21 protein-coding genes and 1 pseudogene are annotated in these 26,472 nt (G+C 45.3%); 14 read left to right on the top strand and 8 right to left on the bottom strand.

Annotated elements, in window-relative coordinates:
- Nucleotides 1-226: 226 nt before the first annotated feature.
- From HH214_RS10400 to HH214_RS10385, 4 genes are all read left to right on the top strand, one after another.
- Complete coding sequence (locus HH214_RS10400) at nucleotides 227-1,363, top strand: efflux RND transporter periplasmic adaptor subunit (protein WP_169607444.1); 1,137 nt, start codon at nucleotides 227-229, stop codon at nucleotides 1,361-1,363.
- Between the two features lie 23 nt (nucleotides 1,364-1,386).
- A complete protein-coding gene (locus HH214_RS10395) occupies nucleotides 1,387-4,602 on the top strand; it encodes an efflux RND transporter permease subunit (protein WP_169607442.1) in 3,216 nt (1,071 codons plus the stop codon).
- 24 nt (nucleotides 4,603-4,626) lie between these two features.
- Nucleotides 4,627-6,039 carry an efflux transporter outer membrane subunit gene (locus HH214_RS10390; RefSeq protein WP_169607440.1) on the top strand — a complete coding sequence of 471 codons (1,413 nt, stop codon included), beginning with the start codon at nucleotides 4,627-4,629 and terminating at the stop codon, nucleotides 6,037-6,039.
- Between the two features lie 238 nt (nucleotides 6,040-6,277).
- Complete coding sequence (locus HH214_RS10385; protein WP_169607438.1) at nucleotides 6,278-6,568, top strand: transposase; 291 nt, start codon at nucleotides 6,278-6,280, stop codon at nucleotides 6,566-6,568.
- A gap of 316 nt (nucleotides 6,569-6,884) precedes the next feature.
- On the opposite strand, the gene HH214_RS10380 is transcribed toward HH214_RS10385, so the two are convergent.
- Together HH214_RS10380 and HH214_RS10375 are read right to left on the bottom strand one after the other, a co-directional pair.
- On the bottom strand, nucleotides 6,885-7,274 hold the full coding sequence (locus HH214_RS10380) for a nuclear transport factor 2 family protein (protein ID WP_169607436.1): 390 nt from the start codon (nucleotides 7,272-7,274) through the stop codon (nucleotides 6,885-6,887).
- A 74-nt stretch (nucleotides 7,275-7,348) separates the two neighbouring features.
- Nucleotides 7,349-7,771: a winged helix-turn-helix transcriptional regulator gene (locus HH214_RS10375; protein ID WP_169607434.1), complete on the bottom strand. Its 423-nt coding sequence runs from the start codon at nucleotides 7,769-7,771 to the stop codon at nucleotides 7,349-7,351.
- 133 nt (nucleotides 7,772-7,904) lie between these two features.
- Between HH214_RS10375 and HH214_RS10370 the strand changes: the two genes are divergently transcribed.
- On the top strand, nucleotides 7,905-9,044 hold the full coding sequence (locus HH214_RS10370; protein ID WP_169607432.1) for an alkene reductase: 1,140 nt from the start codon (nucleotides 7,905-7,907) through the stop codon (nucleotides 9,042-9,044).
- Nucleotides 9,045-9,214: 170 nt separating this feature from the next.
- On the opposite strand, the gene HH214_RS10365 is transcribed toward HH214_RS10370, so the two are convergent.
- The gene (locus HH214_RS10365; RefSeq protein WP_169607430.1) at nucleotides 9,215-9,781 is read right to left on the bottom strand and encodes a Crp/Fnr family transcriptional regulator; all 567 of its coding nucleotides are present in this window, start codon (nucleotides 9,779-9,781) and stop codon (nucleotides 9,215-9,217) included.
- Nucleotides 9,782-9,870: 89 nt separating this feature from the next.
- Between HH214_RS10365 and HH214_RS10360 the strand changes: the two genes are divergently transcribed.
- The 7 genes from HH214_RS10360 to HH214_RS10330 all read left to right on the top strand — a co-directional run bounded on the left by HH214_RS10360 (nucleotide 9,871) and on the right by HH214_RS10330 (nucleotide 19,909).
- Nucleotides 9,871-10,566: an HAD family hydrolase gene (locus HH214_RS10360; RefSeq protein ID WP_169607428.1), complete on the top strand. Its 696-nt coding sequence runs from the start codon at nucleotides 9,871-9,873 to the stop codon at nucleotides 10,564-10,566.
- Between the two features lies 1 nt (nucleotide 10,567).
- Nucleotides 10,568-11,188 (top strand): chloramphenicol acetyltransferase, encoded by a 621-nt coding sequence (locus HH214_RS10355; RefSeq protein WP_169607426.1) that lies wholly within the window; start codon nucleotides 10,568-10,570, stop codon nucleotides 11,186-11,188.
- 454 nt (nucleotides 11,189-11,642) lie between these two features.
- Complete coding sequence (locus tag HH214_RS10350; protein ID WP_169607425.1) at nucleotides 11,643-12,218, top strand: RNA polymerase sigma-70 factor; 576 nt, start codon at nucleotides 11,643-11,645, stop codon at nucleotides 12,216-12,218.
- A 190-nt stretch (nucleotides 12,219-12,408) separates the two neighbouring features.
- Nucleotides 12,409-13,374 carry a FecR family protein gene (locus tag HH214_RS10345; RefSeq protein ID WP_169607423.1) on the top strand — a complete coding sequence of 322 codons (966 nt, stop codon included), beginning with the start codon at nucleotides 12,409-12,411 and terminating at the stop codon, nucleotides 13,372-13,374.
- Between the two features lie 306 nt (nucleotides 13,375-13,680).
- The gene (locus tag HH214_RS10340) at nucleotides 13,681-16,938 is read left to right on the top strand and encodes a SusC/RagA family TonB-linked outer membrane protein (RefSeq protein ID WP_169607421.1); all 3,258 of its coding nucleotides are present in this window, start codon (nucleotides 13,681-13,683) and stop codon (nucleotides 16,936-16,938) included.
- Between the two features lie 13 nt (nucleotides 16,939-16,951).
- Nucleotides 16,952-18,343, top strand: a complete 1,392-nt coding sequence (locus tag HH214_RS10335) for a RagB/SusD family nutrient uptake outer membrane protein (RefSeq protein WP_169607419.1) — start codon at nucleotides 16,952-16,954, stop codon at nucleotides 18,341-18,343.
- Nucleotides 18,344-18,412: 69 nt separating this feature from the next.
- Entirely contained in the window at nucleotides 18,413-19,909 is a 1,497-nt protein-coding gene (locus tag HH214_RS10330) for a redoxin domain-containing protein (protein WP_169607417.1), read from the top strand.
- Nucleotides 19,910-20,105: 196 nt separating this feature from the next.
- Here the strand turns inward: HH214_RS10330 and HH214_RS10325 are convergent, their stop codons facing one another.
- The 3 genes from HH214_RS10325 to HH214_RS10315 form a co-directional block, all read right to left on the bottom strand.
- The gene (locus HH214_RS10325; protein ID WP_169611115.1) at nucleotides 20,106-21,716 is read right to left on the bottom strand and encodes a protein-disulfide reductase DsbD family protein; all 1,611 of its coding nucleotides are present in this window, start codon (nucleotides 21,714-21,716) and stop codon (nucleotides 20,106-20,108) included.
- 69 nt (nucleotides 21,717-21,785) lie between these two features.
- The gene (locus tag HH214_RS10320; RefSeq protein WP_169607415.1) at nucleotides 21,786-22,235 is read right to left on the bottom strand and encodes a protein-disulfide reductase DsbD domain-containing protein; all 450 of its coding nucleotides are present in this window, start codon (nucleotides 22,233-22,235) and stop codon (nucleotides 21,786-21,788) included.
- Between the two features lie 37 nt (nucleotides 22,236-22,272).
- Entirely contained in the window at nucleotides 22,273-23,310 is a 1,038-nt protein-coding gene (locus tag HH214_RS10315) for a PLP-dependent cysteine synthase family protein (protein ID WP_169607413.1), read from the bottom strand.
- 196 nt (nucleotides 23,311-23,506) lie between these two features.
- Between HH214_RS10315 and HH214_RS10310 the strand changes: the two genes are divergently transcribed.
- Entirely contained in the window at nucleotides 23,507-23,965 is a 459-nt protein-coding gene (locus tag HH214_RS10310) for an Lrp/AsnC family transcriptional regulator (RefSeq protein ID WP_169607411.1), read from the top strand.
- A 719-nt stretch (nucleotides 23,966-24,684) separates the two neighbouring features.
- Nucleotides 24,685-24,774: pseudogene (locus HH214_RS10305) on the top strand (SDR family NAD(P)-dependent oxidoreductase); the annotation flags it as partial.
- Between the two features lie 221 nt (nucleotides 24,775-24,995).
- On the opposite strand, the gene HH214_RS10300 reads toward HH214_RS10305, so the two are convergent.
- Together HH214_RS10300 and HH214_RS10295 are read right to left on the bottom strand one after the other, a co-directional pair.
- Nucleotides 24,996-25,406, bottom strand: a complete 411-nt coding sequence (locus HH214_RS10300) for a DUF2000 domain-containing protein (RefSeq protein ID WP_169607409.1) — start codon at nucleotides 25,404-25,406, stop codon at nucleotides 24,996-24,998.
- 33 nt (nucleotides 25,407-25,439) lie between these two features.
- Entirely contained in the window at nucleotides 25,440-26,456 is a 1,017-nt protein-coding gene (locus HH214_RS10295) for a bifunctional helix-turn-helix transcriptional regulator/GNAT family N-acetyltransferase (RefSeq protein ID WP_169607407.1), read from the bottom strand.
- Nucleotides 26,457-26,472 lie beyond the last annotated feature (16 nt).

Genomic DNA, 26,472 nt, shown 5'->3' with positions numbered 1-26,472 from the left:
AGATAGTATTAATTGAATGCAATGACACAACACAGTTCCTATGTATGCGCCATGAGGTTAACGCCGTTAAATAATTTAATACTGTTAAGCTGGTTATTTGGTCAAAGGCCATAACCAGTTCCTTCTATATCCATCAAATTATGAGGCTGTTGAATTATTAAGCACAGTTACCGTCATAGTTTATCAAATCATTAAACAAGAACACACAAACATCAAACAAATAATCATGAAAAATCTCGTTTTAGCAGTTGCTGCGCTAACCTTATATAGCTGCTCGCCCAAACCACCCGCGGCACAGGCGCCGCCGCCACCATCTTTACCAGTTGCCAGTGTAACCTCGGCTACACAAACTACCTATCAGGAGTATCCGGCATCGATTGAAGGTGCTGTTAATGTAGAAATTCGGCCGCAGGTAAGCGGTGCCCTGGACAAGGTATTTGTTGACGAAGGTGCTTTGGTGAGTGCCGGGCAGCCCATCTTTAAAATTAACGAGCAGCCTTATAGGGCGGCGCTCAACAATGCTTTGGCCAGCTTACACGCTGCTGAGGCGGCAAAGGGTAATGCACAACTGGAGATAGATAAACTTACACCCCTGGTGGCTAACAAAGTAGTATCTGATTACCAGCTAAAAACTGCAAAGTCTACCTTTCAAGTAGCGCAAGCAAATATTGAATCGGCCAGGGCCAATGTTGCTACCGCCCGTATCAACCTGGGTTATACACTAATCAAGGCCCCGGTGAGCGGCTACATTGGCCGCCTGCTGAAAAAGCAGGGTAGTCTGGTGACTCCGCAGGATGCCCAGGTGCTTACCCAGTTATCAGATGTGCATGATGTGCATGTTTACTTTTCATTGGGCGAAAAAGATTTTGTAAATTTTAAAGAAGAATACCCGGGTGCAACCTTAAAAGAAAAACTGAAGCACTTACCCGCTGTAGATTTACTGCTCTCTGATGGTACTACCTATGCCAAACAGGGCAGGATAGATATTATTGACGGTCAGTTTGATAAAACAACAGGCGCTATCACCGTTAGGGCAAGTTTTGCCAATCCAAATGGCTTATTAAGGTCTGGCAATACCGGCAAAATTCGTTTGAGCTTACAGCATACCAATGCATTGATTGTACCCGAATCTGCCACTATTGAAATGCAGGACAAGGTATTTGTTTTTACCCTTGCCGACAGCAACAAGGTAAAGAAGGTTCCTATCACCATTGCCGGTAAAAGCGGAAGCAATTACCTGGTTACAGAAGGTATTAAGGCCGGAGACCAGATTGTACTGAGTGGTGTGGACCACTTACAGGAAGGTGTAGTTATTCACCCCGAAAAGCCAACCGATAAAGTAGCAGCCGTATCAACTAAATAATATCCTACTTAAGCTTTAACGTCATGTTTCAGAAATTTATAGAAAGACCGGTATTATCCACGGTGATTTCCATTTTATTGGTCATCATGGGGGTACTGAGTTTAACCAAGCTGCCTTTACAGCAGTTTCCGGATATAGCGCCGCCTGCGGTACTGGTTACCGCGGTTTACCCGGGTGCCAATGCCGAAACGGTACTGCGCTCTGTTGCGCCATCCCTGGAAGAATCCATCAACGGGGTAGAAAATATGAGCTATATGAGCTCAACCGCCAGTAATGATGGTTCCCTGGCCATTACAGTTTATTTTAAACAAGGCACTAACCCCGATCAGGCTGCGGTAAACGTTCAGAACCGGGTAACCCAGGCCACCAGTCAGTTGCCTGCCGAGGTGGTGCAGCAAGGTGTAACTACCGTTAAACAGCAAAACAGTTTAATAGGTGCAGTAGGGATATATACAGAAGACCCTAAAAAGTACGACCAAACTTTTATTGCCAACTACGCGCAAATCAATATCATACCTGAAATTAAACGTATACCCGGCATAGGATCGGCTACCATATTTGGTGGAGTTAAAGATTACTCCATGCGTATTTGGCTAAATCCTACCCAAATGGCCGCTTACCAGATAACTCCTGCCGAAGTAATGGCCGCCATTCAGGATAAAAACCTAGAAGCAGCGCCGGGCAAACTGGGCGAGCGGAGCAAGGAAGTATTTGAATATGTAATTAAGTATAAAGGTAAGCTAACCAAGCCTGAAGAGTACGAGAATATAGCTATCCGTGCTAATCCTGATGGTTCGGTATTGCATTTAAAAGATGTGGCCCGTGTTGAACTGGGCGCTTATTCATACACCAGTATGACCCATTTAAACGGTAAAGATGGTGTTGCCATTGGTTTAATACAACTGGCCGGATCTAATGCTAATGAAATACAGTTAGCAGTTGATAAGGTAATGGAAAAAGCGTCGAAAGATTTTCCGGTGGGTATAAAGTACAATCAGTTTTACCGTACCAAAACTGCGCTGGATGAATCTATTAAACAGGTAGAACATACGCTGATTGAAGCCTTTATACTGGTATTTATTGTGGTGTTTATTTTCCTGCAGGATTTTCGTTCCACATTAATTCCGGCCATTGCCGTTCCTGTAGCAATTTTGGGTACATTCTTCTTCATGAACCTTTTTGGTTTCTCTATTAACCTGCTTACCTTATTTGCGCTGGTACTGGCTATTGGTATTGTGGTGGATGATGCCATTGTGGTAGTGGAGGCTGTGCACGCCAAAATGGAACTGGAACATCTGGCTCCAAAAGCGGCTACAACCAAGGCCATGCACGAAATTACAGGCGCTATTATATCTATCACCTTGGTAATGGCAGCGGTATTTTTACCTGTTGGCTTTATGACGGGTTCTACCGGTATATTTTACCGGCAGTTTGCCTTTACCATGTCTATCGCTATTGTTATTTCGGCAGTTAATGCATTAACGTTGAGCCCTGCGCTGGCCGCTTTATTTTTAAAGAGCAACCATGGCAGCGACGAGCACACCACCGCTAAAAAAGGCTTTAAAGAGAAGTTTTATGCCGGCTTTAATACCGCATTCGGTTCCATGACCAACCGGTATGTGGGCGGCTTAAAGTTTCTGATTAAAAATAAGTGGGTAAGCATGGGCGGCCTGGCCTTGATAACAGCAGTTACTATTTACATGGTAACTACCACCAAATCTGGCTTTATCCCTACAGAAGATCAAGGCTTTGTGGCTATCTCGGTATCTACGCCATCTGGTACTTCGTTAAACGGTACCACCCAGGTATTGCAACTGGCAGAAGATAAGCTAAGGGCACTGCCTGCTGCTCGGTTTGTAACGGCTATATCTGGTTTTAACCTGTTAACTAACTCCAGCAGCCCGTCATCAGCAGTAGTATTTGTGTTGCTGAAGCCTAACGAAGATCGGGGCGATGTTAAAGATATCAATGCCATTCAGAACATTATACGTGGCCAGTTGGCTGCAGTAACCGGTGGCAGCTTCTTTGTGTTTAGTTTTCCAACTGTGCCGGGCTTTAGTAACGTGGAAGCGATGGATGTGGTGCTGCAGGATAAAACCGGCAGTAAACTGAGTAAATTTAGTGATGTAGCCAATAACTTTATTGGTAAACTGATGCAGAAAAAGGAGATTGCATTTGCGTTTACCTCCTTTAAGGCAGATTATCCTCAGTTACAATTAGAGGTAAATGATGATAAGGCCAACCAGCTGGGGGTAAATGTTAAAGACATTCTGCAAACTATGCAAGCCTACTTTGGTAGCTCTCAAGCTTCAGACTTTAACCGTTTTGGTAAATATTACCGGGTAGTGGTGCAGGCCGATATTGCCGACCGTACCGACCCGGCTTCTATTGACCGTGTGTTTGTAAAAAATAAAAGCGGCGAAATGGTGCCTATTAACACGCTGGTTACTTTAACCCGCGTGTATGGTTCAGAAACAGCATCACGCTACAACTTGTTCAACTCCATAGAAATCAATGCTATTCCTAAACCGGGCTTCAGTTCTGGTGATGCCATCAGGGCCATACAGGAAACTGCTAAGGAACAACTCCCTTCAGGGTTTGCCTATGAGTTTTCTGGTCAAACACGCGAGGAGATTTCCTCGGGTGGACAATCGGCAGTTGTGTTTGCGCTTTGCTTAGTGTTTGTATACTTCCTGTTATCTGCACAGTATGAAAGTTATGTATTGCCGTTTGCCGTAATCTTATCTATCCCTACAGGTATCTTCGGTGTATTTGTGGCCTTAGGCTTAACTGGTATTGAAAATAACATCTATGTGCAGGTAGCCTTGATTATGCTAATTGGTTTGCTTGCTAAAAATGCCATTTTGATTATTGAGTTTGCTGTGCAGCGTAGAAAAGCAGGGCACGGGCTTGTTGAATCCGCTCTGGAGGCTTCTAAATTGAGGCTACGCCCAATTATCATGACTTCCCTGGCTTTTATATTCGGTTTATTCCCCATGAGTATTGCTACTGGTCCGTCTGCACAGGGTAACCACTCTATTAGTATGAGTGCTGCTGGAGGTATGATGTCTGGCGTATTGCTGGGCTTGTTCATCATCCCGGTACTATTTGTCATATTCCAAAGCATACAGGAGCGTATTACCAGCTTGCCGTTAGCGGTATTAAACGGAGATGGTACATCGGGTACCCCAAACGGAGACGCTGTTAAGCAGGAACCGTATGCATTACACAATAATTAATTGAGTACAGGTAAATATTATAACATGAAAACCTCTTATCTATTACCGGCCTTAGTACTGATGGTACTAAGTGCCTGTAAAGTATCAAAAGATATTCAAACACCTAAACCTGCTTTGCCCGTAGCCTTTAGAAATGAAGTTGCTACTGCCGATACCAGCAGCATTGCCGATGTGCAATGGAAAGCCTTTTATACAGATGCCCAGCTGCAAAAGCTTATTGACAGCGCCATTGTGAAAAACTATGATATGCAGATCGCCCTCAAAAATATTGAAGCTGCACAACTGGTTTTTAAACAGGTAAAGTGGGATTACGTACCCCAGGCCGACCTTAATGTTACGGCAAATAACCAACGCCCTTCTGATAACAGCCTTACCGGTCTTAGCCTTAGTCAGTATAACATTGGTGCCAGGCATATTGAAGATTACTCGGCCAACGTGCAGCTATCATGGGAAGCCGACATTTGGGGGCAAATACGCAGCAGGCAAAGGCTTGCACTGGCACAGTACCTGCAAACTAAAGAAGCCAGAAAAGCCATACAAACACAGCTGGTGTCTGATGTATCACAAGGTTATTATAACCTGCTGATGCTGGATGAGCAGTTAGCCATTGCTCAAAACAATGTAAAGCTGAACGATAGTACCCTGCGCATTATACGCCTGCAATATGATGCAGGGCAGGTTACCCTGCTGGCTGTACAGCAGGCACAGGCACAGCAGCAATCAGCAGCACAGTTGATACCCCAGTTTGAGCAGAATATTACCATTCAGGAAAATGCATTAAGTATTTTAACCAGTGCATTGCCCAGTCGTATTGCCAGAACGGCTTCCATAGAACAGCTTACCGTGCCCGATCAGGTATCTGCAGGCCTGCCTGTAATTATGGTAAGCCGTCGGCCGGATGTGCGAAGTTCTGAACTGGACTTACAGATTGCCAATGCCAATGTAGGCATTAACAAAGCCGAAATGTACCCGGCCTTAAGACTTACGGCAAGTGGCGGCCTTAATTCATTTCGGGCCAGCAACTGGTTTAATATTCCTGCATCGCTGTTTGGTATAGTGGCAGGCAGTGTAGTGCAGCCTTTACTTGATCATAAAGTATTAAGTACAAACTACCAGATTGCCAAGGTTAACCGCGACAGATCTGTTCTGCAATTCAGGCAAACGGTATTGAATGCCGTAGGTGAGGTGTCTGATGCATTAGTAAGGATTGAAAAATTGAAACAGCAACAGGTAATAGCGGCAGCCCGGGTAAAAACCCTGCAACAGGCTACTACCAATGCTAACTTACTATTCAAAAACGGGCTAGCCAATTACCTGGAAGTAATTACTGCGCAAAGCAATGTATTACAAAGCGAGCTGGAACTGGCCTCACTAAAACGCGACCAGCTGGATGCGGTTTCAGACCTGTACCGCTCACTGGGTGGTGGCTGGAATTAAGAAGTTAAACAATGGATTTTTTGCTGATTAATCAATCAGAACGCTCTTGAAATAAGAAGAGTCCGTCTCATGAGTCAATTCTGAGGCGGTTTTTTATTTGATAAGTTTATTGTGTTTGCTGATATGGCAGCATGTTACTACGCTGATTCGGGAAAGGGTGAGATCGTTTTGGAGTTGCTACATTTGACTAGAGGGAAGTTATAGGCAGATTTAAATAAGGAGTTTAAATTTGATTATAATGAAAAAGCGTGTGTATGATTTGGCCTTTAAGCAAATGGCGGTGGAGCTATCAGATGCCAGAGGATCAGTAAAGGCAGCAGCCGAGGAATTGGGCATTGATCCAGGCAGGATTAGTAAGTGGAAGAACCAGTATAAAAGTGGTAGTGTTGTGTCAGCAAGCAACCTGAGCGATGAGCAAAAAGAGATCAGGCGGCTGCAAAAGGAACTCAGGGAGGCACAGCAGGAGCGTGATATCTTAAAAAATGCGGTCAGCATCTTTTCTAGGGGAGACGGCAGATATTCACATTAATAAAAGTTCATAAAAATGAATGTACTATTAAAAAGATGTGTAAAGTATTAGGCTTAAGTTGGAGAATACGGAAGCATTGACCACCTGTCATGATAAAGAGTGACCATATGTTTCGAAACACTTTGACCATCTTACATACTTGGATTCGATGTTTAAACTCAATCTTTATTCACACAATTGTATGGCTCAAAGGAGCACGGAATAATATGGTCAAGGAGTCTATATAGTCCACATTTTATTGCAGATCCAATGAGATCTTCTACTTTGTAATATGCCAAAGGATGGTGAATAACCTAAGCCATCGATCGTTCTACAGTTACGTCGATGCAGGCAGTTTGGCACTTTGATGCGCAACGAACCTCCAGTGTGCATTCTCCAATCTCCACACGCCAACATAGAGACAATGCAGGAAAACAGGAACTGAATGGATGGCAGCCTCAACCTTTATCTCACCGTTCAGGGTGAAGGCATCCTGACCCAAGGACACTACTTCATGCACCAAAGATATAACTGGGTTATATTTAACAGACCCAGAAACCAGACGTTGAATGAAACTTTCGAACCTATCAGAAAACCCGTCTGCATGTCCGTAAAATAAATCTTCAGAAAAGCATTTTCTTAGGTCATTGATGTTCCCGGTTACCATTGCAGCACAGCGTTGGTTTTCCAATTTTACCGCCAAATCGAATAAATCTTCTTTATTCATTGTATTTTGCTTCTTTAGTTATAGTTTGAAATCTTAAATTCAGATTTCTCATCTAGAAAATTCATACCAAAATTTCATCCGCTTTTACGCTCTGCAAGCATATGCCGGTAAACATGGCAGGGTGATTTTGAAACCTGCGTTACTTTAGGATCTTGGGTGATTACCGTTTCCAAAAACTGCCGGTTAGCATCCCCCCACTGGTTCATGGCATCAATGATAGGCATCAATGACCAACCTATCTCTGTTAATGAATATTCTACTTTAGGCGGCAACTGCGGGTAGATCTTTTTCTCTACCATGCCATGTTCCTCTAACTCTTTGAGCTGTACGGTCAGCACCCTGCGGGTGACACCAGGCAATAGACGCAGGATTTCACTGGGCCGTTTTATATCCATCGAAATAGCATTCAGCAAGGCCGGCTTCCATTTGCCATTCAGCACCTCCTTGGTCAGGTGCAGGCCGCAATCGATAGTCAACGGTATCTTTCTTTCGTACATATGCCGGTTCTCTTTATTCAAAAATAGGCATTGTATCACAATTTAGTATAAGGGATGAATTTATCCCTATGCCATAAGGTTCTCCCTTATTGTACCATTGAAGCATATGCCCGAGGTTTGCTTAAAAAAAGCAATGAAAAATACAGCACAACCCCTTTTAGAAGAATACCAGTTAGGCGATTTAAAGTTAAAAAACCGGGTAGTTATGGCATCCATGACCCGCGGCCGTGCCACCAATACAGCACTGGTACCTACGCTATTGATGGCGGAGTATTATGCGCAACGCGCTTCAGCAGGACTAATCTTAAGTGAAGGCACGTGGGTGAATCCAAAATCTATAGGCTTTATCAACGTACCGGGCATCTACACCCGGGAACAGATTGAAGGATGGAAACTGGTCACCCAGGCCGTACATGATAAAGGCGGTTTGATCTTCTCCCAGATGGGGCATATTGGCTCCGCCTCCCACCCTGATCATCTTAACGGCGAACTGCCTGCTGGGCCATCCGCCATTAACCCGCAAACGCAATCGTATACGCCTGACGGGTTTAAGGATTCCCTGACACCGCGGGAGCTGACCATTGCTGAAATCAGACAGACGGTGCAGGATTATAAACAAGCTGGTCAAAATGCTAAGCATGCAGGTTTCGACGGTGTTGAAATACATGCGCAGGCAGGGATGTTGATTCCGCAATTTTTAAGCTTATCCACTAATCAGCGTACGGATGAGTATGGGGGTAGCATCGAAAACCGAGCCCGTATTATTTTTGAGATTCTGGACGCGATCATAGAAGTTTGGGACAGCACCCGGGTAGCCATTAAGTTTACGCCGGTTATGTACACCCATGTGGGTATTGTAACCCCTGATGAAGAGACCATACCCATGTTCCAGTACATCTTAAAGAAGCTGAATGATTACAACCTGGCCTTCGTGCACATTGCAGGTCCGGCACAAGACTTAACAGGTACACCTGTTGAGATATTACAAAACGACTATTTTAGCCATTTCCGCCATCATTATAGGGGCAGGTTAATGGCCAACCTAGGCTTTACACAGCAGACCGGCAATGCCATCCTCAAAGAAGGCAAAGCTGATCTGGTATCTTTTGGCCAGTTGTTTATTGCCAACCCTGATCTGGTTGAGCGTTTTAAATATCAACTACCACTATCTGAAGCTAATCTGGACACCTATTACACAGGAGAGGAAAAAGGGTATACCGATTATCCAAGAGCGTCGCATGGTGGCGCTATCACACAAGCAGGTATCAAGTAATAATTGAGGATTCTGGGCCAAATTTTTTCTAACTAGCTTGTTGGCTTATATGATTATGAATAGAATGGAGCCTCTGATAATATTCCCCTCGTTTCGAAGCAAGATTAAACAATTAATATCTTGGAAATAGATTAATTTAGTGCTATTCAACAGAATCATGTACAGGTATTTCATTCATAGTGATTTTTCAATGCCCTGTTCAAGCTCCTGATGTTGATACCCAAGTAGGCCGCCATGTCTTCTTTGGAGAGGTTAAGCTGCTGTTCAGCTATCAGTTGTAATAATTTAGCTAAGCTATATTCAACAGTGTATAACTGCTGAAAAGAGGCACGGCTTGAGGTGTTGGTGATTCTCTGGGCAAAGGTATCAATCAGCAATTGATTAAACTTTAAATCCCTGTCCAATAGCTCTTTGAAATAAACGACCGATAAAGCGTAAGCATGAACTTCCGTGATGGCCTCGATATTACACAGGGCAGAAATCTTTCGAACGGCTTCAATTTCTCCCACGATCTCGCCCTTGCTTAGAAACTCTAAAATGAACGTTTTGCCATTTTCTTCGGCAAAAAAGCACTTGGTTATTCCTTCTTTAATCAGCAGAACCTTATTGAAGTTCTCGCCTTGCGAAATCATACGCTGTTTAGGAGCATACCGCCGTAACATGATGCCTTCTTTACGATTCTGACTTTGATAAAGGTTTTCAATATAAATAAGAAAAGATGGATTGATACGCAGCATGTCCCTTTGTTCTTTTTGCTTAGGACAAATGTCCTTCTTTCGGTTTTCGGATTTATGGAAGTTTGTTGGCAGAAATGTACAGATTACCGATGAACAATCAAATCACGACCATCGCCTTTGATGCAGATGACACTTTATGGCAGAACGAAATTCATTTTCAGGATACGGAACGAAAATTTTGTGCTTTATTAGAAGATTATCTTCCCCAGCATACTATTACTCAAGAACTATTTCAGACAGAGATGCAGAACCTTTCTTCGTATGGTTATGGTGTTAAGGGATTTATGTTATCTATGATTGAAACAGCCTTGCGCATTACAAGCCATAATCTTCCAGCAGGCTTAATTAACCGGATTATTACTTTGGGTAAGGAGCTATTAGCAAAGCCGGTAGAGCTACTACCAGGCGTAAAGGAAACATTGGAAAGCTTGTACCCCACACATCGTTTAGTCATTGCGACAAAGGGAGATTTGCTTGATCAGGAGCGTAAACTGGAAAAATCTGGCTTGCAGCAATACTTTCATCATATCAGCATTATGAGCGACAAACAGCCCAAAGACTATCATAAGTTGTTACAATCGCTGGATTGCTCACCGGAAAACTTTCTGATGGTGGGCAACTCCATCAAATCGGACATTATTCCGGTACTGAAAGCCGGTGCTTTTGCCGCTCACATCCCTTTTCATCCCACCTGGGTTCATGAGCAGGTAGAAAGCCCTTTAAAGCATCCGCGCTTCATACCATTAACACACATTAACGAGATCACGAAACGTTTTAGCCACTAGTATGAAAACCTTAATTAACTTAGATACCTGGATTCGAAAAGATCATTTTACGTTTTTTAACCAGTTTGAAGAGCCGTTCTTTGGTGCTACGGTTACTATAGACTGCACCCAAGCGTACCAGAAAGCCAAGCAAAAGAATGCGTCTTTCTTCCTTTATTATCTTTACCGTGCCTTGCAGGCTACTAACGAGATAGAAAATTTCCGATACCGGATTGTACAGGGGGAGGTTTATCTGTTTGACCAAGTGCACGCCTCTACTACGGTTAACCGCAATAACGGGACTTTCGGATTTGCCTATCTCAATTATGAGCCACAGGAAAATCAATTTTATCAGTCTGCCAAATCCATCCTTGATGAAGCCAAGTCAACCCAGGGACTCATACCCTCATCCGAGGGACAGAACGTGATTCATTGCTCCGCCATTCCCTGGTTGAATTTTACCTCGTTATCTCATGCAAGATCCTTTAGCATTCCGGATAGCTGTCCTAAAATATCTTTCGGAAAAATGACGGAGGAAAATGGAAAGAAAACGATGCCGGTATCTATCCATGTTCATCATGGATTAGCTGATGGTTATCACGTAGGCTTATGGGTAGAAAAGTTTCAATCTTTGATGTATTAACTGAGCAAACTTAAACACTTATAGTAAATTCATTCGAACACGGTAAAGTTTAGTAGCTGGAGATAAAACCAATACTTTTTAAAGCTGGAAAGAATAAGAACGATCAGTGTAAGCATCCTTGAAACGGCAAGTAAATGTTTGAGTGTTATGGGGCTCACCTCCAATTTGCTAACTCTATCAGAACTGAAGCTTGGAGGGTACGGAAGCTTGACCCTTTGGCTTGAAAGGAGTGACCATGTATTCCGAAACACTTTGACCATCTTAAGTACCTGAGTCTGGTGTTTAAATTTCATGCCTATCCACATAATTGCATGCTCAAAGGAACACGGAATAATATGATTAAGGGCTCCATATTATCCACTTACGACACTCAGGCTTAAAATCGGCCTCAAAATAGCGCGAATTATAGCCTAGTCATTCAAAATTCACATAAAGTTAATATATTGGCCTATCAATGGTCAAAAAGTATGACGATCAGCAACTAGTGGAAGCTCTTCAGGCAGGGGAGAAAGCCGCTATTACTGAGATTTATCGCCGCTATTGGCAAAGATTACTGGCTATTGCTTATAATCATACAAAAGATAAAGCGTCTGCTGAGGAAGTGGTACAGGAGGTTCTCATTAAATTATGGGACAACCGGAACAAGATACGGCCGCACTCATTGCCTAACTACTTGGCTACAGCGGTTAAATACAGCGTATTAACCCACTTGTACCGTGAAAAGCGCAGAAGCAATATTGCGGCCAGTTTATACCTAAGCCAGGAAATGGATCTCGCAGACGAAAGAATATACGCTCGTTTCCTGCAGCAATATATAGATGGTGTGGTCGACCTGCTTCCGGAGAAATGCAGGCTGGTATTCCAGCATAGTCGTTTGCAAGGCAAGAACAATGCGCAGATCGCCCGGGAAATGCAGATTGCCGAAAAGACAGTGGAAGCCCATCTGACGAAGGCTTTAAAAACTATACGTTATTCTCTAAAAAGCGCTGGCTTGCTGATTATTCTTCAAATCATACAACTTTTTGTGTAAAAGCTCAACCCTGCTGGTAATTTACGGAAAATTCCACTTCAAAAACTTCCTCCTTTCTAAAACTACCCCAACTTAGTTAGATTTTATTGCCATTTTTTTAATATAATATTTTTTTTTCCATAAAATGTTACTTTTCACTAAGGGTAAACCTGCTTCTTATGTAACTATAGTTTAAAAGAATCAGAAAACAGTGGAAGAAAGACATCTTAATGATCTGATCCGTAAATTTCTTTCCGGTGAAGCTAGCGAAGCGGAAAAGAAAGAACTAAACACCTGGTATGAACAGCAGGCTGACCAGCAAGCCATTTGGCCTGCCGAGAAAGGAGAACAGGAAGCCCTTGAGCAACGTATGCTGAACCGGCTGCAAAACCATGTTTACGGCTCGGCTGCTCTCCGGATCCGTTACCGGGCATGGTATTACGCAGCGGCCGCCATCACCGGATTGCTGCTGATCACCGGAATTTACGTCAGCAGGATCAAACCGCACGCGCCTGCTGCAAACATGATTTTCCAATCTGTTACAGCACCGGTGCAGTTCCGGGAAAACCGCTATGTGCTCCTACCGGACAGCAGCACGGTTTTACTGCATTCCGGGAGCAGCATCGCCTTCCGCTTCGATGCCAAGGCGCGAAGGGTAAACTTGAAAGGAGAAGCGTATTTCGATGTCCGGCACCGGAGCAACCAACCCTTTACGGTACAAGCCGGTCCGGTAACGACTACGGTTCTGGGAACAGCCTTTAATATAAAAGCCAATCCTGGCCAACAAATTATTGTATCGGTGACCCGCGGCAAAGTAAGCGTGAGCAACGCCCGGAAAAACGTAATGGGTGTGCTGCTGCCTGACCAGCAGCTGGTTTACCGGCCGGATCAGAAAACTGTCGCCAAGCAACTCGTGACTCATTCGGCCATCGTAGCCTGGGCCGGAGCGGATATGCAGTTCAACGACATGCCTTTTAATCAGTTAGCCGAAAGACTAGGCCGACGGTACGGCGTTGAAATCACCTTTACAAACGCTACCGTCGCCAAATGCCTGATCAGTGGTCATTTTAACGGCATGGAGTCTTTGGACCAGGTCTTAAGCCTGTTGTCCGGCACCGTATCGGCCACCTACCGGATAGAAGGCCACAAAGCTTTTATCGACGGGCCGGGCTGCTGAATCTATTTTTCAATCACCTTAATTAATGACTACATGATTAAACAACCCGACCAATAACGTTAAACAGGCCGCTTGCGCGGGAGGCGCAGGTGCCCATAAAAAAACTCCTCGGCCTTGGACAGCAATGAGGAGTTGGATTAAAAAACATTTCGCGTATTTTTTAAACTTATACAAATAATGCAAAAAACTACTGCTTTTGCAAAGGGGAATTTCTGTCCCTTTATTAAAGCCTTTTACAAATATAATTTATTGTTTATCATGAGGTTAAGCGTTTGTTGCGGAGCTATCTTAATCTTCAGCTGTAACATGTTTGCAGCCGTCAGAACACTGGGGCAAAACGTCTCGGAAACCCAAATAACGTTCTCGGCTCAGCAGGAATCACTCAAAGCTGCTTTGCAGCACTTACAAGACCAGTCCGGATTTAACATCTTTTACCCGTCGGCCAGAGTTAACGAAATCAGGAACATAAACATCAGCCGTAACCAACGTACGGTAGCAGAAACCTTGAATCTGTTATTGGAAGGCTCCAGCCTAACCTACCGTCAGCAAGGCCATAATATCATTTTGTTTGAGCAGCCGGTGACCAGTACTGAAAATAGCTTACCCGCCCAGCCACCTATGCGAATCATCGGTTTGGTGCTTGATGAAGACGGACAGCCCCTACCTGGTGTAACCATACGTTCAAAAATGAACCGTGCAATCAGCACAGCTACCGATGCGAACGGCCACTTTCACTTGGATGTGGAGTCGGAAAACGATATACTTATATTCACCTTTGTCGGATACAAAACGCAGGAAGTATCTGTGACCGGCAAAACATCTGTTCAGGTTAAGCTGCTGCCGCTGGCCGGTAGCCTGGACGAAGTACAGGTGATTGGTTACAGCACCACAACCCGCAGGGACAATACCGGAGCCGTGAGTTCGATAACCGCTAAGGACTTGGGCAAAGAAACGGTTGACAACCCGCTTACGGCCTTGCAGGGCCGTATCGCCGGCATGCAGATCACGCAGGATAATGGTCTGCCGGGTGCCGGTGTCCGGGTGAATATCCGGGGTGGGGGTAACGGCGTATCCAGCGCCGGATTTGTACCGCTGTACGTGGTGGACGGCGTTCCTTTTACCCTGTTTAATGGTGGCTCGCCGGCCTCCGATAACCTGAATGCTTACGGTACGAGCGGCGCTAACGGCGGCGTGAGCCCATTCAGTGTCATAGCGCCGGAAGATATTGAACGAATCGACGTGTTGAAAGATGCCGATGCGACCTCCATATACGGATCCAGAGGCTCCAACGGTGTGATCCTGATTACCACCAAGAAAGGACGGCAGGGGAAAACAGCTTTCAATTTCAACGTTTACAGCGGTATTACCAACGTCAACCACTATATCCCCATGATGAATACGGCAGAATACTTGGCCTTGCGCCGGGCTGCCTTCACAAATGCCGGCGTAACACCAACGGCCGCTAATGCACTGGATCTAACGACATGGGATCCGAATGCCTACACCGATTGGCAGAAATGGGCTATTGGTGAAACTGGCCATACGACCAATGCAAACGCTTCCGTATCGGGCGGTGATGCACAGAACACTTTTTTGTTTACCTCAACTTACCGTAAACAAGGCACGGTTTACCGCGGCGATTATGGTGCAACCACCTTTTCTGGTCGGCTAAATGCCGGACATCGGAGTAAAGATGGTCGGTTTAGCATTGATGCATCGGGCAATTATTCTTACGAGGGCACCAACCTGCCCAGTACGGATTTAAGCACAATCTATAACCTGCCGCCTAACTACCCGCTTTATAATACAGACGGCAGCTTAAACTGGACGCTCACCAACCCGCTGGCTTATCTACTGCGAACCACCAAAGCACAAACTACTAATTTAATCACTAATCTGAACCTTGGTTACCGGATATTACCCGGTTTAATGGCCAAGGCGAATCTGGGTTATACCTTCACCCGCCTGAAGCAGCAAGCCACCAATCCGGCCAGCTCACAAAATCCCGCCAATTCAACCAACAGTACCCTGGTGTATACGGATAATGATAACAGCAATTACATTATTGAACCGCAACTTGAATACCTGAAAAGCATCAGCCAAGGTAAGTTGCAGGCCTTGGTGGGCAGTACCTTTCAGCAAACCAAAGCGACGGGTGTCTATCTCACAGGATCAGGCTACACAAATGAAGCACTTTTGAATTCACTGGTGGCTGCCTCAAATATCACAACCTCCTACAACAACAATTCCACCTACAAATACAACGCGGTATTTGCCCGGCTAAACTACAACTGGGAGGACAAATACATCATAGATGGTACTTTCCGGAGAGACGGTTCATCACGCTTTGGTGAAAATCATCGCTTCGGTAATTTCTGGGCAACCGGAGCATCCTGGATTTTTACACAGGAAAGCTTCATGAAAAACGTGAACTTTTTGAGCTTTGGTAAGCTGCGCGGGAGCTACGGCGTCACCGGCAATGACCAGATACCCAATTACCAGTACTATGCCCTGTACTCAACTACAGGTACGACCTACAGCTACAATGGCACGGCTACTTATACGCCTTCCAATATTGCCAACCCCAACCTGCGCTGGGAAACTACCCGAAAGCTGGATCTGGCCCTCGAGCTCGGCTTTTTAAAGGACCGTATTTTGCTGAAAGCCGATTACTACCGCAACCGGACTTATAACCCGTTGAACTACATGACCACTCCGTCACAGATCGGCACAACCGGCTATTCGGGTAACCTGGATGCTGTGGTGCAGAATAAAGGATGGGAGTTTGAATTGACAAGCACCAATATCGCCGCTAAAGATTTCCGTTGGGTAACGAATTTGAACCTGACGTTCAACCGGAACAAGTTACTATCGTTTAAAGATCTGGCGACCTCCAGTTATAAAACCACGTATATCATCGGCCAGCCTACCAATATTACGCAGCTGTATCATTACACCGGCGTCAACCCGCAAACCGGCCTGCCCACCTTTCAGGATAAGAACAGCGACGGTACCATTGCTTTTGCCGATGACCGTTACGTAGCACCCTATGGTCATCCTTACTATGGTGGTATAACCAACACCTTAACGTATAAGAGCCTGCAGCTCGATTTTACCTTCCAGTATAATCATCGTTACGGTTACAAAAATAGTACACTGTCCTCTAACCCGTATGGCTACAGTTACACCAACCAAAGCACAGCTATTCTGAACCGCTGGATGCAGCCCGGCGACATGGCGTTTTTTCCGGCAGCCAGCGTCACTTCAAATACTGCCTATTCAACCCTTGGCAGCTCGGATTACAACTGGGGAGATGCCTCCTACCTGAAGCTTAAAACGGTCAACATCACGTATAGCCTACCCAAATCGTGGATCAGCCATGCCAAGCTGTCTTCAGCCAGTGTATACCTACAGGGACAAAACATCTTTACTTGGGCAAAACAGAAGTACACTTATGACCCGGACACCACGGTTCCTGGAACCGGCTCCGGCTTAGGTACCGGTCAGTACCTCGCCTTACCCCAGTTACGCACCCTGGTGATCGGTTTAAACTGTACATTTTAATTCTTAAAGCATCATGACGCACAAACCTATATTTCAGAATTTTCAAAAAGTCATCTTAGCGCTGCTGTTTACGTTTTCCGTAACATCTTGTAAAAAGTATGTTGATATTGACGTAGCGCCAAACTTGTTGGAAAAAGATCAGGCATTTACTTCCGATGCCTCGGCAACCAGCGCCTTGCTCTCCATCTATTCCTACTACCCAACGACGTATTGCCTGCAGTATTTCACTTATCTGGGCGGTCTGGAGGCAGATGATCTGCAATATCCGGGTACCACGGCGGAACTACAACAGTTCGCACAGTCTGCTGTCCTGACCACCAACTCCACAAACGAGAGTTATTTATGGACCTATCCTTACCAGGTGATCCGGGAGACGAACTTAGCTATTGACGGCATCAGTAAATCAACCGGTATGTCCGCTGCGGTTAAAAGCCAGCTGACCGCCGAAGCCAAATTTATCCGTGCTTTTATGTTCTTCAATCTGGTCAATTACATGGGTGGCGTACCCCTGATACTTGACCCGACGGAACTCAACAATGCTGCGGTTCCCCGTTCAACAGCCGATGCCGTGTACGCCCAGATCATTACCGATCTGAAAGATGCACAAAGTGCGCTACCTGCCACTTACGCCGGAACGGCTTCCCTGAAAGCGCGGGTCAACAAGTGGGCCGCCACGGCTTTACTGGCAAGAGTTTATTTGTACCGGAAGGATTATGCAAATGCCGAAGCACAGGCGACTCAAGTCATTAGTTCAGGCACTTACAGCTTACCAGCGCTGAGTAATGTTTTTATCAATACCAGCAGCGAAACCATCCTGCAATTCAGTACTTATTATGGTTACTCCACTGTTGGGGCCAGTTACCGGACATCCACCTCAACAATGACAATTGCCCCGCCTACTTATACGTTGCATAACAGCGTCATGAAGTCCTTTGAAAGCGGAGATGGCCGCAAAATAGCCTGGGTAGATTCCACCATCTATAACGGGGTAAAATACTACCGCATTTACAAATATAAATTGCCCACGTCTACTGTGACCGGTGGCAACGAATATAATGTGGTGTTGCGGCTGGCTGAACAGTACCTAATCCGTGCGGAAGCCCGTGCGCAGCAGGGCAACATCAGCGGCGCACAGAGTGACCTAAACCTGGTACGGGCCCGGGCTGGCCTGACGGGTACAACAGCCACGACCCAGGCAGCTTTACTAACCGCTATTGCGGCCGAGCGTAAGGTGGAGCTTTTCGGCGAATCCGCACACCGCTGGTTCGACCTGAAACGTACCGGGCAGGCCGATGCGGTACTGGGGCCACTTAAATCCAGCTGGAAATCGACAGCTGTTTTGATGCCTGTTCCTTACAATCAAATTTTACTCAATACCAGTTTAACGCAAAACCCTGGTTATTAACCGAAAATACGCTATGCCTATTGCAATACGTTTTTTCGAATACACTAAATACTCATTATCATGAACACTATGAATAAAACATTCAAACACCATAGCCTGCTGCTCTTGTCGGGCTTAGTACTGAGCGCATCCGTCACCCAAGCGCAAACTCCGGTAAACAATGCCAGACAAGAGCTGGACAAATTACTGCTGACCAAACAACCAGCAGACAGCGCACAGGTTGACCGGCAATTAAGTAAACTGGCCGCCAGCAACCAGGAAGCGGAGATGATGCTGGCTGCTCAGTATTATTACCGGCTGAAAAACACAGGGAAATCAGATTCATTAGTCAAACTGGCCCTTGAAAAGTTTCCGAACGGTGTGCAAGCGCGGGCTAAAGCCGAACAAGGAGTTTACGATGCGAAAACAGGTGCGGAAAAAGAGATCTTGTACCGGCAGTGGATTAAAAAATTTCCGCCGGAAAGCTTCCCCACTGCCCAGATCGACGACCGTTTGGTCTATGATTACGCCCGTTCAGCTATCGCCTCGCGATATGCCGAAGAAAAAAACGTTGCCAAAGCCGATGCCTTTGCCAATATGCTGGAGGTCGATTTCTGGAAAGGCAATGCTTACGCCGGACTGACGCAAGCCTTTTTAAAGAACGGCGATCTGGTACATGCGGAAATATACGCGAAGAAGGCGATGGACAGCGCCGGCTCCTACCTGGATGGCCAAAAAGGCGACAGCAATGCTGCCAAGTTTGCCGCTTCCGGTTACCCGGGACTCACGACCACCTATGCCAATATCCTGTTTGATGAAAAAAAATATAATGAGGCTTTGAAGTATTCGGAAATGGCCTATCAAAAATCAACGTCGCTTAATCCGCAGCTGAATTACCGTTATGCACAAATTCTGGAAAAATTGGGCCATAATCAGGAAGCGTATGATAAGCTGGAGCAAATTGTAAAAGCCGGCAAGGCAACACCGGAGATGGCCGCCCTTTTTAAAACCGTTTATGTAAAAGTAAAAGGCAGTGATGCCGGATTTAACGAATATGCGGCTGATCTGCACAAAAGCTTTATCGCCGGCCTGAAAACCCGGCTCACGAGAGAAATGCTGAACGAAAAAGCAGCCACCTTTACCTTAACCGACCTGAATGGTAAAGAAGTTTCGCTGCAGGACTATAAGGGCAAAATAGTCGTACTGGATTTCTGGGCGACCTGGTGCGGTCCTTGCAAGGCATCATTCCCGGCCATGCAGATGGCAGCCAATAAATACAAAAACGATCCGAATGTACAATTTCTATTTATTCATACCTGGGAACGCTCGGCTACTGCGAAGCAGGATGCCAGTGCCTACATCAAAAGTATGAATTACAAATTTGAGGTATTGATGGACCTGAAAGATCCTGCAACTAAGGAAAACAAAGTGGTGAGCAGTTACAAAGTGGTCGGTATACCGGCCAAGTTTGTGGTGGATGCCGAGGGTAACATCCGCTTCAAGCTGACCGGTTTCGACGGCAGCAATGAAGCCGCTGTAGAAGAACTGTCGATGATGATCGAAATGGCCCGGAAGAGCAAAGCCTGAGAAACTCTGGCTTTCATCAAATAGATATACGGTCTATGAAAGGGAGCAGTATTAGATTACTGCTCCTTTTTCTATTACCTTATCCTTTCCTTTTGAATAAATTAAAAGAACATCATTCTTCAGGATGGTGCTTTTGATTGATACTACACTAACTTATTAACGCATAAAGAAACAAGAACGGTTGAAGACTTTCTGATTAATGTTGTTTATAGACGGTTAATCCGCTATCCAGGTAAGCTCCGTACTGCTGCACGTCAAAGATGGCGCCCTGCGGCTCTACCAGGGGCTGCTGCGAATCCGGGTCGAGCAGTACGTAGAAGGGTTGCGAGTTGGCGCCAAACCTGCTGGTTTGCAGGTAGCTGTACCGGTTACCAATCGTTTTGAGTTTCCGGCCTTCAGGTGTACTGGTTTGTTCGGCCTCAGGCAAATCTGTCTTGTCATCCACATACAGCTGAACAAGTACATAATCTTCATTGATCCGTTTAGCCACCTGCGGGTCAGACCATACGCTGGCTTCCATCTTGCGGCAGTTTACGCAGGCATGGCCGGTAAAATCGAGCATCACCGGTTTGTGCACTTTTTTAGCGTAAGCTAATCCTTCTGCATAATCAAAGAAAGGGTTAAAACCTTTGGGTTTGTCAAACAATGCTGCATACTTGTGCGGGCCGGAATCCTCCATCGCCTCCCTGCTTCCTGTAGTATTCAAACCTGACGACAAATCAAAGTCCTGCGTTGCCATCGGCGGCAGAAAGGCAGAGATGGACTTCAGCGGCGCCCCCCAAAGCCCTGGCACCATATACAGCGTAAACGATAATACCGCAATGGCCAGAAACAAGCGGGGCACCGAAACAAACGGCAGTGTGCTGTCGTGGCTAAGGGTAAGCTTACCCAGCAAATAAAAGCCCATCAGTGCGAAAATAACGATCCAGAGCACCAGGAAAACCTCCCGGTCCAGCCAGTGCCAGTGATAAGCCAGATCCACGTTGGACAGAAACTTGAAAGACAGGGCTAACTCCAAGAAGCCCAGCACCACCTTTACGCTGTTGAGCCACCCGCCCGAACGGGGAAGCGCACTCATCCAGCCCGGAAACAGGGCGAACAAGGCAAAAGGCAAAGCCAGAGCAAGCGCAAAGCCAAACATGCCCACGGCGGGTCCTAGCAGCGCGCCTGAAGTGGCTGCCTGTACTAGCAGCGTACCGATGATAGGTCCAGTACAACTGAAAGATACCAGCGACAAGGTAGCTGCCATAAAGAAAATACCCAGCAAGCCGCCTTTATCCGATTGGGCGTCCATTCGGTTCACCCATGAGCTTGGCAGCGTAATTTCGAAAGCGCCCAGGAAAGATGCGGCAAACGCCACCAGCAGCAGAAAGAAACAGAAGTTAAATACGCCACTTGTAGAGAGGCTGTTTAATGCATCAGCGCCAAAGATGACGGTAATCAAGAGTCCCAGCACCACATAGATAACGATGATGCTGATACCGTAGAGTACAGCTTTATCCACGCCGCTGCCCTTATCAGCGCCCTTGGTAAAGTAGCTGACCGTCATGGGCAGCATCGGAAAGATACAAGGCATCAGTACCGCAGCAAAGCCGCCTAACAGGCCTGCGATGAAAATTGCCCATAGCGTTTGCCTTTTTTGCTGGTGATCGATTTGCTTAGCTACTTTTCTTTGAGTCAGCTTAACAGGTTTTGCTTTGACAACAGCCTGCGTTGCCGGAGCAGGTGTAAATTCAAAACCTTGGGTAGAGAGCGTGTCTTGAGCTTGGCCAGGAAAACATGAACCTGCCGCTGCCAACGCTGCCATAATTAGCAGGCAGACCAATACTATTTTTTTCACTGTAATTAAGAATAAGGCTGAAAGGAACGGCTATGCTTATTTAATCGGGATGCTAAATTCCAGATCTTCAGGAGGTAAACACTTTTGGTCGTTACAGGTCATGTATTCCAGGCTGCCTTTCACCGTTACAGTACCGCTGCCCTTAAGTTTGATTTTCTGCTGAAAGGTAACCGACTTTTCAAAGAAGCTCACATCCATCCCAAAGGCTTTCTCCATGCGGGTGATAGGCGTGGGTTCCATAGTTTTACCCACCAACGTGTAAGCACCGGATGGTGCAAAGGTGAAGGCGGTTTTGACCGGACCACCATTTTTGACGTTTTGTGAGTATACATGCCAGCCCTCGTCTATAGTCGCCCGCATGAACACTACAGCTTCAGTAGAGCTGAGCCGTTTCGCCGCATAGCTCCAGTGCACAGGTGTCAGAATCTGTGCGCCTGCCCGGCTTACATTTAGAAAAATCAGGAAGAATAAAAGTAAACGGATCATAGTTTTTATATCAATTGAGACGAGTGTAATAAATGATTTAGTTGAATATCGGTTTAGCTAAACGGCTGATGGGATGAAAACCCGTAAACCTGACCTCCGGCGCACAGTACCCGGCTTTAAGGGGTTCTTCTTTCATTAGGTCGGTGCTCAGGTATTTCTTGTTGCTGTCGCACAGCAGCGTAACCACCACCGCTTCCGGGCCAAATTGCTGCTGGAGCCGGATAGCGCCAATCACGTTAGCCCCGGAGGAGATACCAACAGCGAGACCCAGCTCCCGCGACAGATTTTGCGCCATCAGGATAGCGTCGCCATCTGAGGCTTGTACCACTTTATCCAGTTCATCCAGCTTAACAATAGCGGGAATAAACTCGTCCGAAATACCTTGGATACGGTGCGTACCCACTTTATGACCCGTGGTCAGCGTTGGTGATTCGGCGGGTTCGAGCGGATGAATTTTGACGTCGGGTTTCATCATGCGCAGATAACTGCCCACGCCCATGACCGTACCACCGGTTCCTACACCCGCCACAAAGGCATCGGGCATCAAACCTGATGAAGCCAGTTGCCGCCAGATCTCTTTACCTGTCGTGCGCTCATGCGCTTCAGCATTGTAAATATTCTCGAACTGTCGCGGCAGAAAAACGCCTCCGGCTTCCGCCATACGCTCCGACAAGGCAATGCTACTTAGAAAACCACCCTCTTCCTTACTAATCAGAACGACCTCTGCACCCAGACTGCGGATAATATCCAGCCGCTCTTTACTGAGCCAATTGGGCATAATGATTTTGACCTGATGACCTAATGACTTGCCAATGGCGGCAAACGCAATACCTGTATTGCCACTGGTTGCCTCTACGATCACATCCTGAGGCTGTATCTGCCCGGTTTGATAAGCCTTGTGCATAATGTACAGAGCCATCCGGTCTTTTATGCTGCCGGTCAGGTTATAGTGTTCGCACTTGACAAAAATGCGTCCCGGTTTACCCTGGTATTCATAACGCAGCTCCAGCATGGGCGTATTGCCTACCAGATGCCACAACTCAGTAAACTGCTGTTCGTACGGTGATTCCAACATAAGTGCAGATATAGAACGATTTGGTAACTTGTTTTCTGTAAAGTTTAACTTATTCCGTACTTTTATCAACACTCAGCTTCAACTTCAATAAAATTTATGGTGAAATTCACTTTTAGCTATACTTTTTTACTTCATGCCTTCAATTTTAACCTAAAACCTGTATAATTTTCAGAAAGCAGAAATTACTCAAGTAAAGATGAATATAGACAAGACCGATACTGAGATCCTGAAGTTATTGCAAAATGATGTTTCGTTAACCAATAAGGAGATTTCTCACCGGCTGCACAAATCCGTTGCTGCCATTCATGAGCGTATCCGCAGGCTGCATGAGCAGGGCTATATCAAGAAGACCGTAGCGTTGCTGGACAGAAAGAAAATTAACCGGAGCCTGATTGCCTACCTGCATGTTTTACTGCATGACCATACGGCGGCCACGCTCCATGCCTTTGAACAGCGGGTGGTTCAGTTTCCCGAAGTCATGGAGTGTTACCAGATGACCGGTACCTTCGACTTTTTGCTGCGGATTGCTACTTCCGATATGGACGCCTACCAGGATTTCTACCGGAACAAAATGGCGAACCTGCCTAACATCACTACCATACAAAGTTTCTTTGTACTGTCTGAAATCAAAAGCGACACCGCTTATCCGTTGTAAAGAACTTAATAATCGTTGTATTACATTCTAACTGTGATCCTCTGATCTTCGTTATAAAGCTTTCTGGTCAATAAAGGCGTTCTTGATTTGCTTGTTATAGCTTGCCCCGGAATGGAATGATCATCCTGAATTGCTCCTGGCCTCATCCGACGTAAATTAAAAGCTTTAAACTGCTGGTTGTGTTTAGAGGCAGAGAGGTTCTGGAACAATTCTATAGTGCCCGTTTGTCATTCAATCCCGCCACTGGATCCAGCCGGAACTTGTCGATCACTAGTATGTCTAGTTGGCGTAAAATCCGGATGAAGGATCAGTGAATACCTTTCGCTATCCATACAATTTTCAATATTGACTATAACTTAATGGGTGGAAGATAAATTAAAAGCCTACGCTCGTACATAATGCAGTAAACTATGATAATAACCGAAATGAGTCGTTAGCTATTGTTCAGCAGCAGGATGTACAGCAAGGATGAATAATAAGCCGAACCCTCTGAAACAAACTATTAAAGACTGCAGAAAAGCAACCTGAGACACTATCTGGTGACGACGATGAACAGCGCGAAGCTTTGAGTATAATATCCGCATACTGATATTTCGGATGGCCTGTAGAATCAAGTCAGCAGCAGCAATCGGTAAAAATTATATAACTTCCCTGCATTTGTATTATCTGCTGCTGTACATTTCGGCTGACCTTTACACCATCATTTAAAACGTAGCAACATGAACAACACTATTTTAATTACCGGTGCCAGCAGTGGTATAGGCAAGGCCACAGCCGTACTATTTCAGGAAAAAGGCTGGAACGTAATTTGGATATTCTGGAACCATTGACCACCGCATTCCGGAAAAGAGGTCAGGTCATTCCGGTACGCTTTGACCATGCTAACTTGCTGATGCAAATAATTAAAAGTGTTATTTGTCAACACAACTCATTGCTCAAATGCGCACGGAATTGTATGGTCATGCTGGCCGTAATATCCATTCAGTTAATGATATCAGTTTACCGGGAATAACATTAGATGGCAGATTCCTTAAGAATGGAATTTGAGTTTATCGATCGCTTTATCAACCTTTTTATTCTCCCCGTATACAATAATCCCTACCAAATCCAATTCAACATCTGCGTTTTTAGCAACTTCCGTCAAATTACCTTCCTCGTTTTTCGTTGCAAATAGCCCCCTGGTATAAACGCCAATATGCAGCCCACGTTCACTAGCCCGGTTGAACGCCCTTTTTATTTGCTCATCAGTCTCAGCTGCGTAAATCAATACAGGATGCTTGAGAAAGGGCAGGTATTGTGTGCCCGATGCACTAACGAGCGGCGCACCATGTGTTTCGGGAAATGCAATCGCGACTGAACTTGCCAGAAAAGCGGTGACATTTAATTTCTGCCATTGAGCCAGGCCACTAACAATGACAATGGCTATTTTATTTTCGTACATCTTTAATGGTTTATTCTATGAATAATTTGTTGATCATTTATCCCTTTTGCTAATATCACAAGCCATCTGAATGTTGCACCTCTCATACGGGGTAGCATGACCTGCGACTTTTTGAAATCCAAGTTTATGGTAGAGGTTAATAGCCGGTTTCAGTATCGTGTTACTTTCCAGATATATTTTTTTTGCACCTTGCTTACTTGCGCAATCGAGTGCCGATTGGCCGAGCAACCAGCCTATGCTTCTGCCTTGAGCAAGAGGAGAAACGGCCATTTTAGCAAGCTCAAAATCATATTCGTCACTTTTCATTTTAATCAGCGCGCAAACACCCACTGGTTTGTCTTTGTCAAGGGCGACAAAAATATGCCCTCCTTTTTCCAAAATATATCCTTCGGGATCGTTTAAAGACTTATAATCTGCTTCCTCCATCTTAAAATAAGCGGAAATCCATTCTTCATTCAATGACTTAAATATTGCCGCATACTGCGGTTGGTACTCTACAATTTGTACATCCGCGCTTTCCAGGCGTTTCTTTTCTTCAGTTACCCTACGTAGCAAAGATTTCTGTTCAAGCAAGAATTCCCATTCTTCTATAGCCTTCCATAAGTTATGTGTTGCCTGCGAGTTAACCGCTTCAATGGCATTCTCAACATCAGTATATTGATCCTGGATTTTTTCTGTATAGCCAATTCCTTTTTCAGAGAGGCTTACGATGTTTCGCCTCCCGTCAGCAGCATCTTTTTTTTCCAGAACAAGCCCTGCTTTGATCATCTCGCTTACTATTTTACTCACCGAAGGATGAGAATGTCCAATTTCAGCAGCGATTCCAGTTATCGTTTTTCCTTCACTTCGAGACAGTGCATAAAATACAGTAAACCACTTTGGCTGAATTTCAATGCCGTACAACTTATAAATACCCGCAGCATCATAAGTAATCTTTTCAGTCAGCATTCTTAGTCTGCTTCCTAAAGCTTTTATCCCAATTGATTTAAAAAAATCGTTATTTATAATTACGTAATCAGTTACGCAAATATAATATTTTCGGGATTGCATTTACGATATAAAATAA

The organism is Mucilaginibacter robiniae, assembly GCF_012849215.1.
GTDB lineage: Bacteria > Bacteroidota > Bacteroidia > Sphingobacteriales > Sphingobacteriaceae > Mucilaginibacter > Mucilaginibacter robiniae.
Note: the sequence above shows the minus strand (reverse complement) of the source record. Positions and strands in the feature narration are given on the sequence as shown.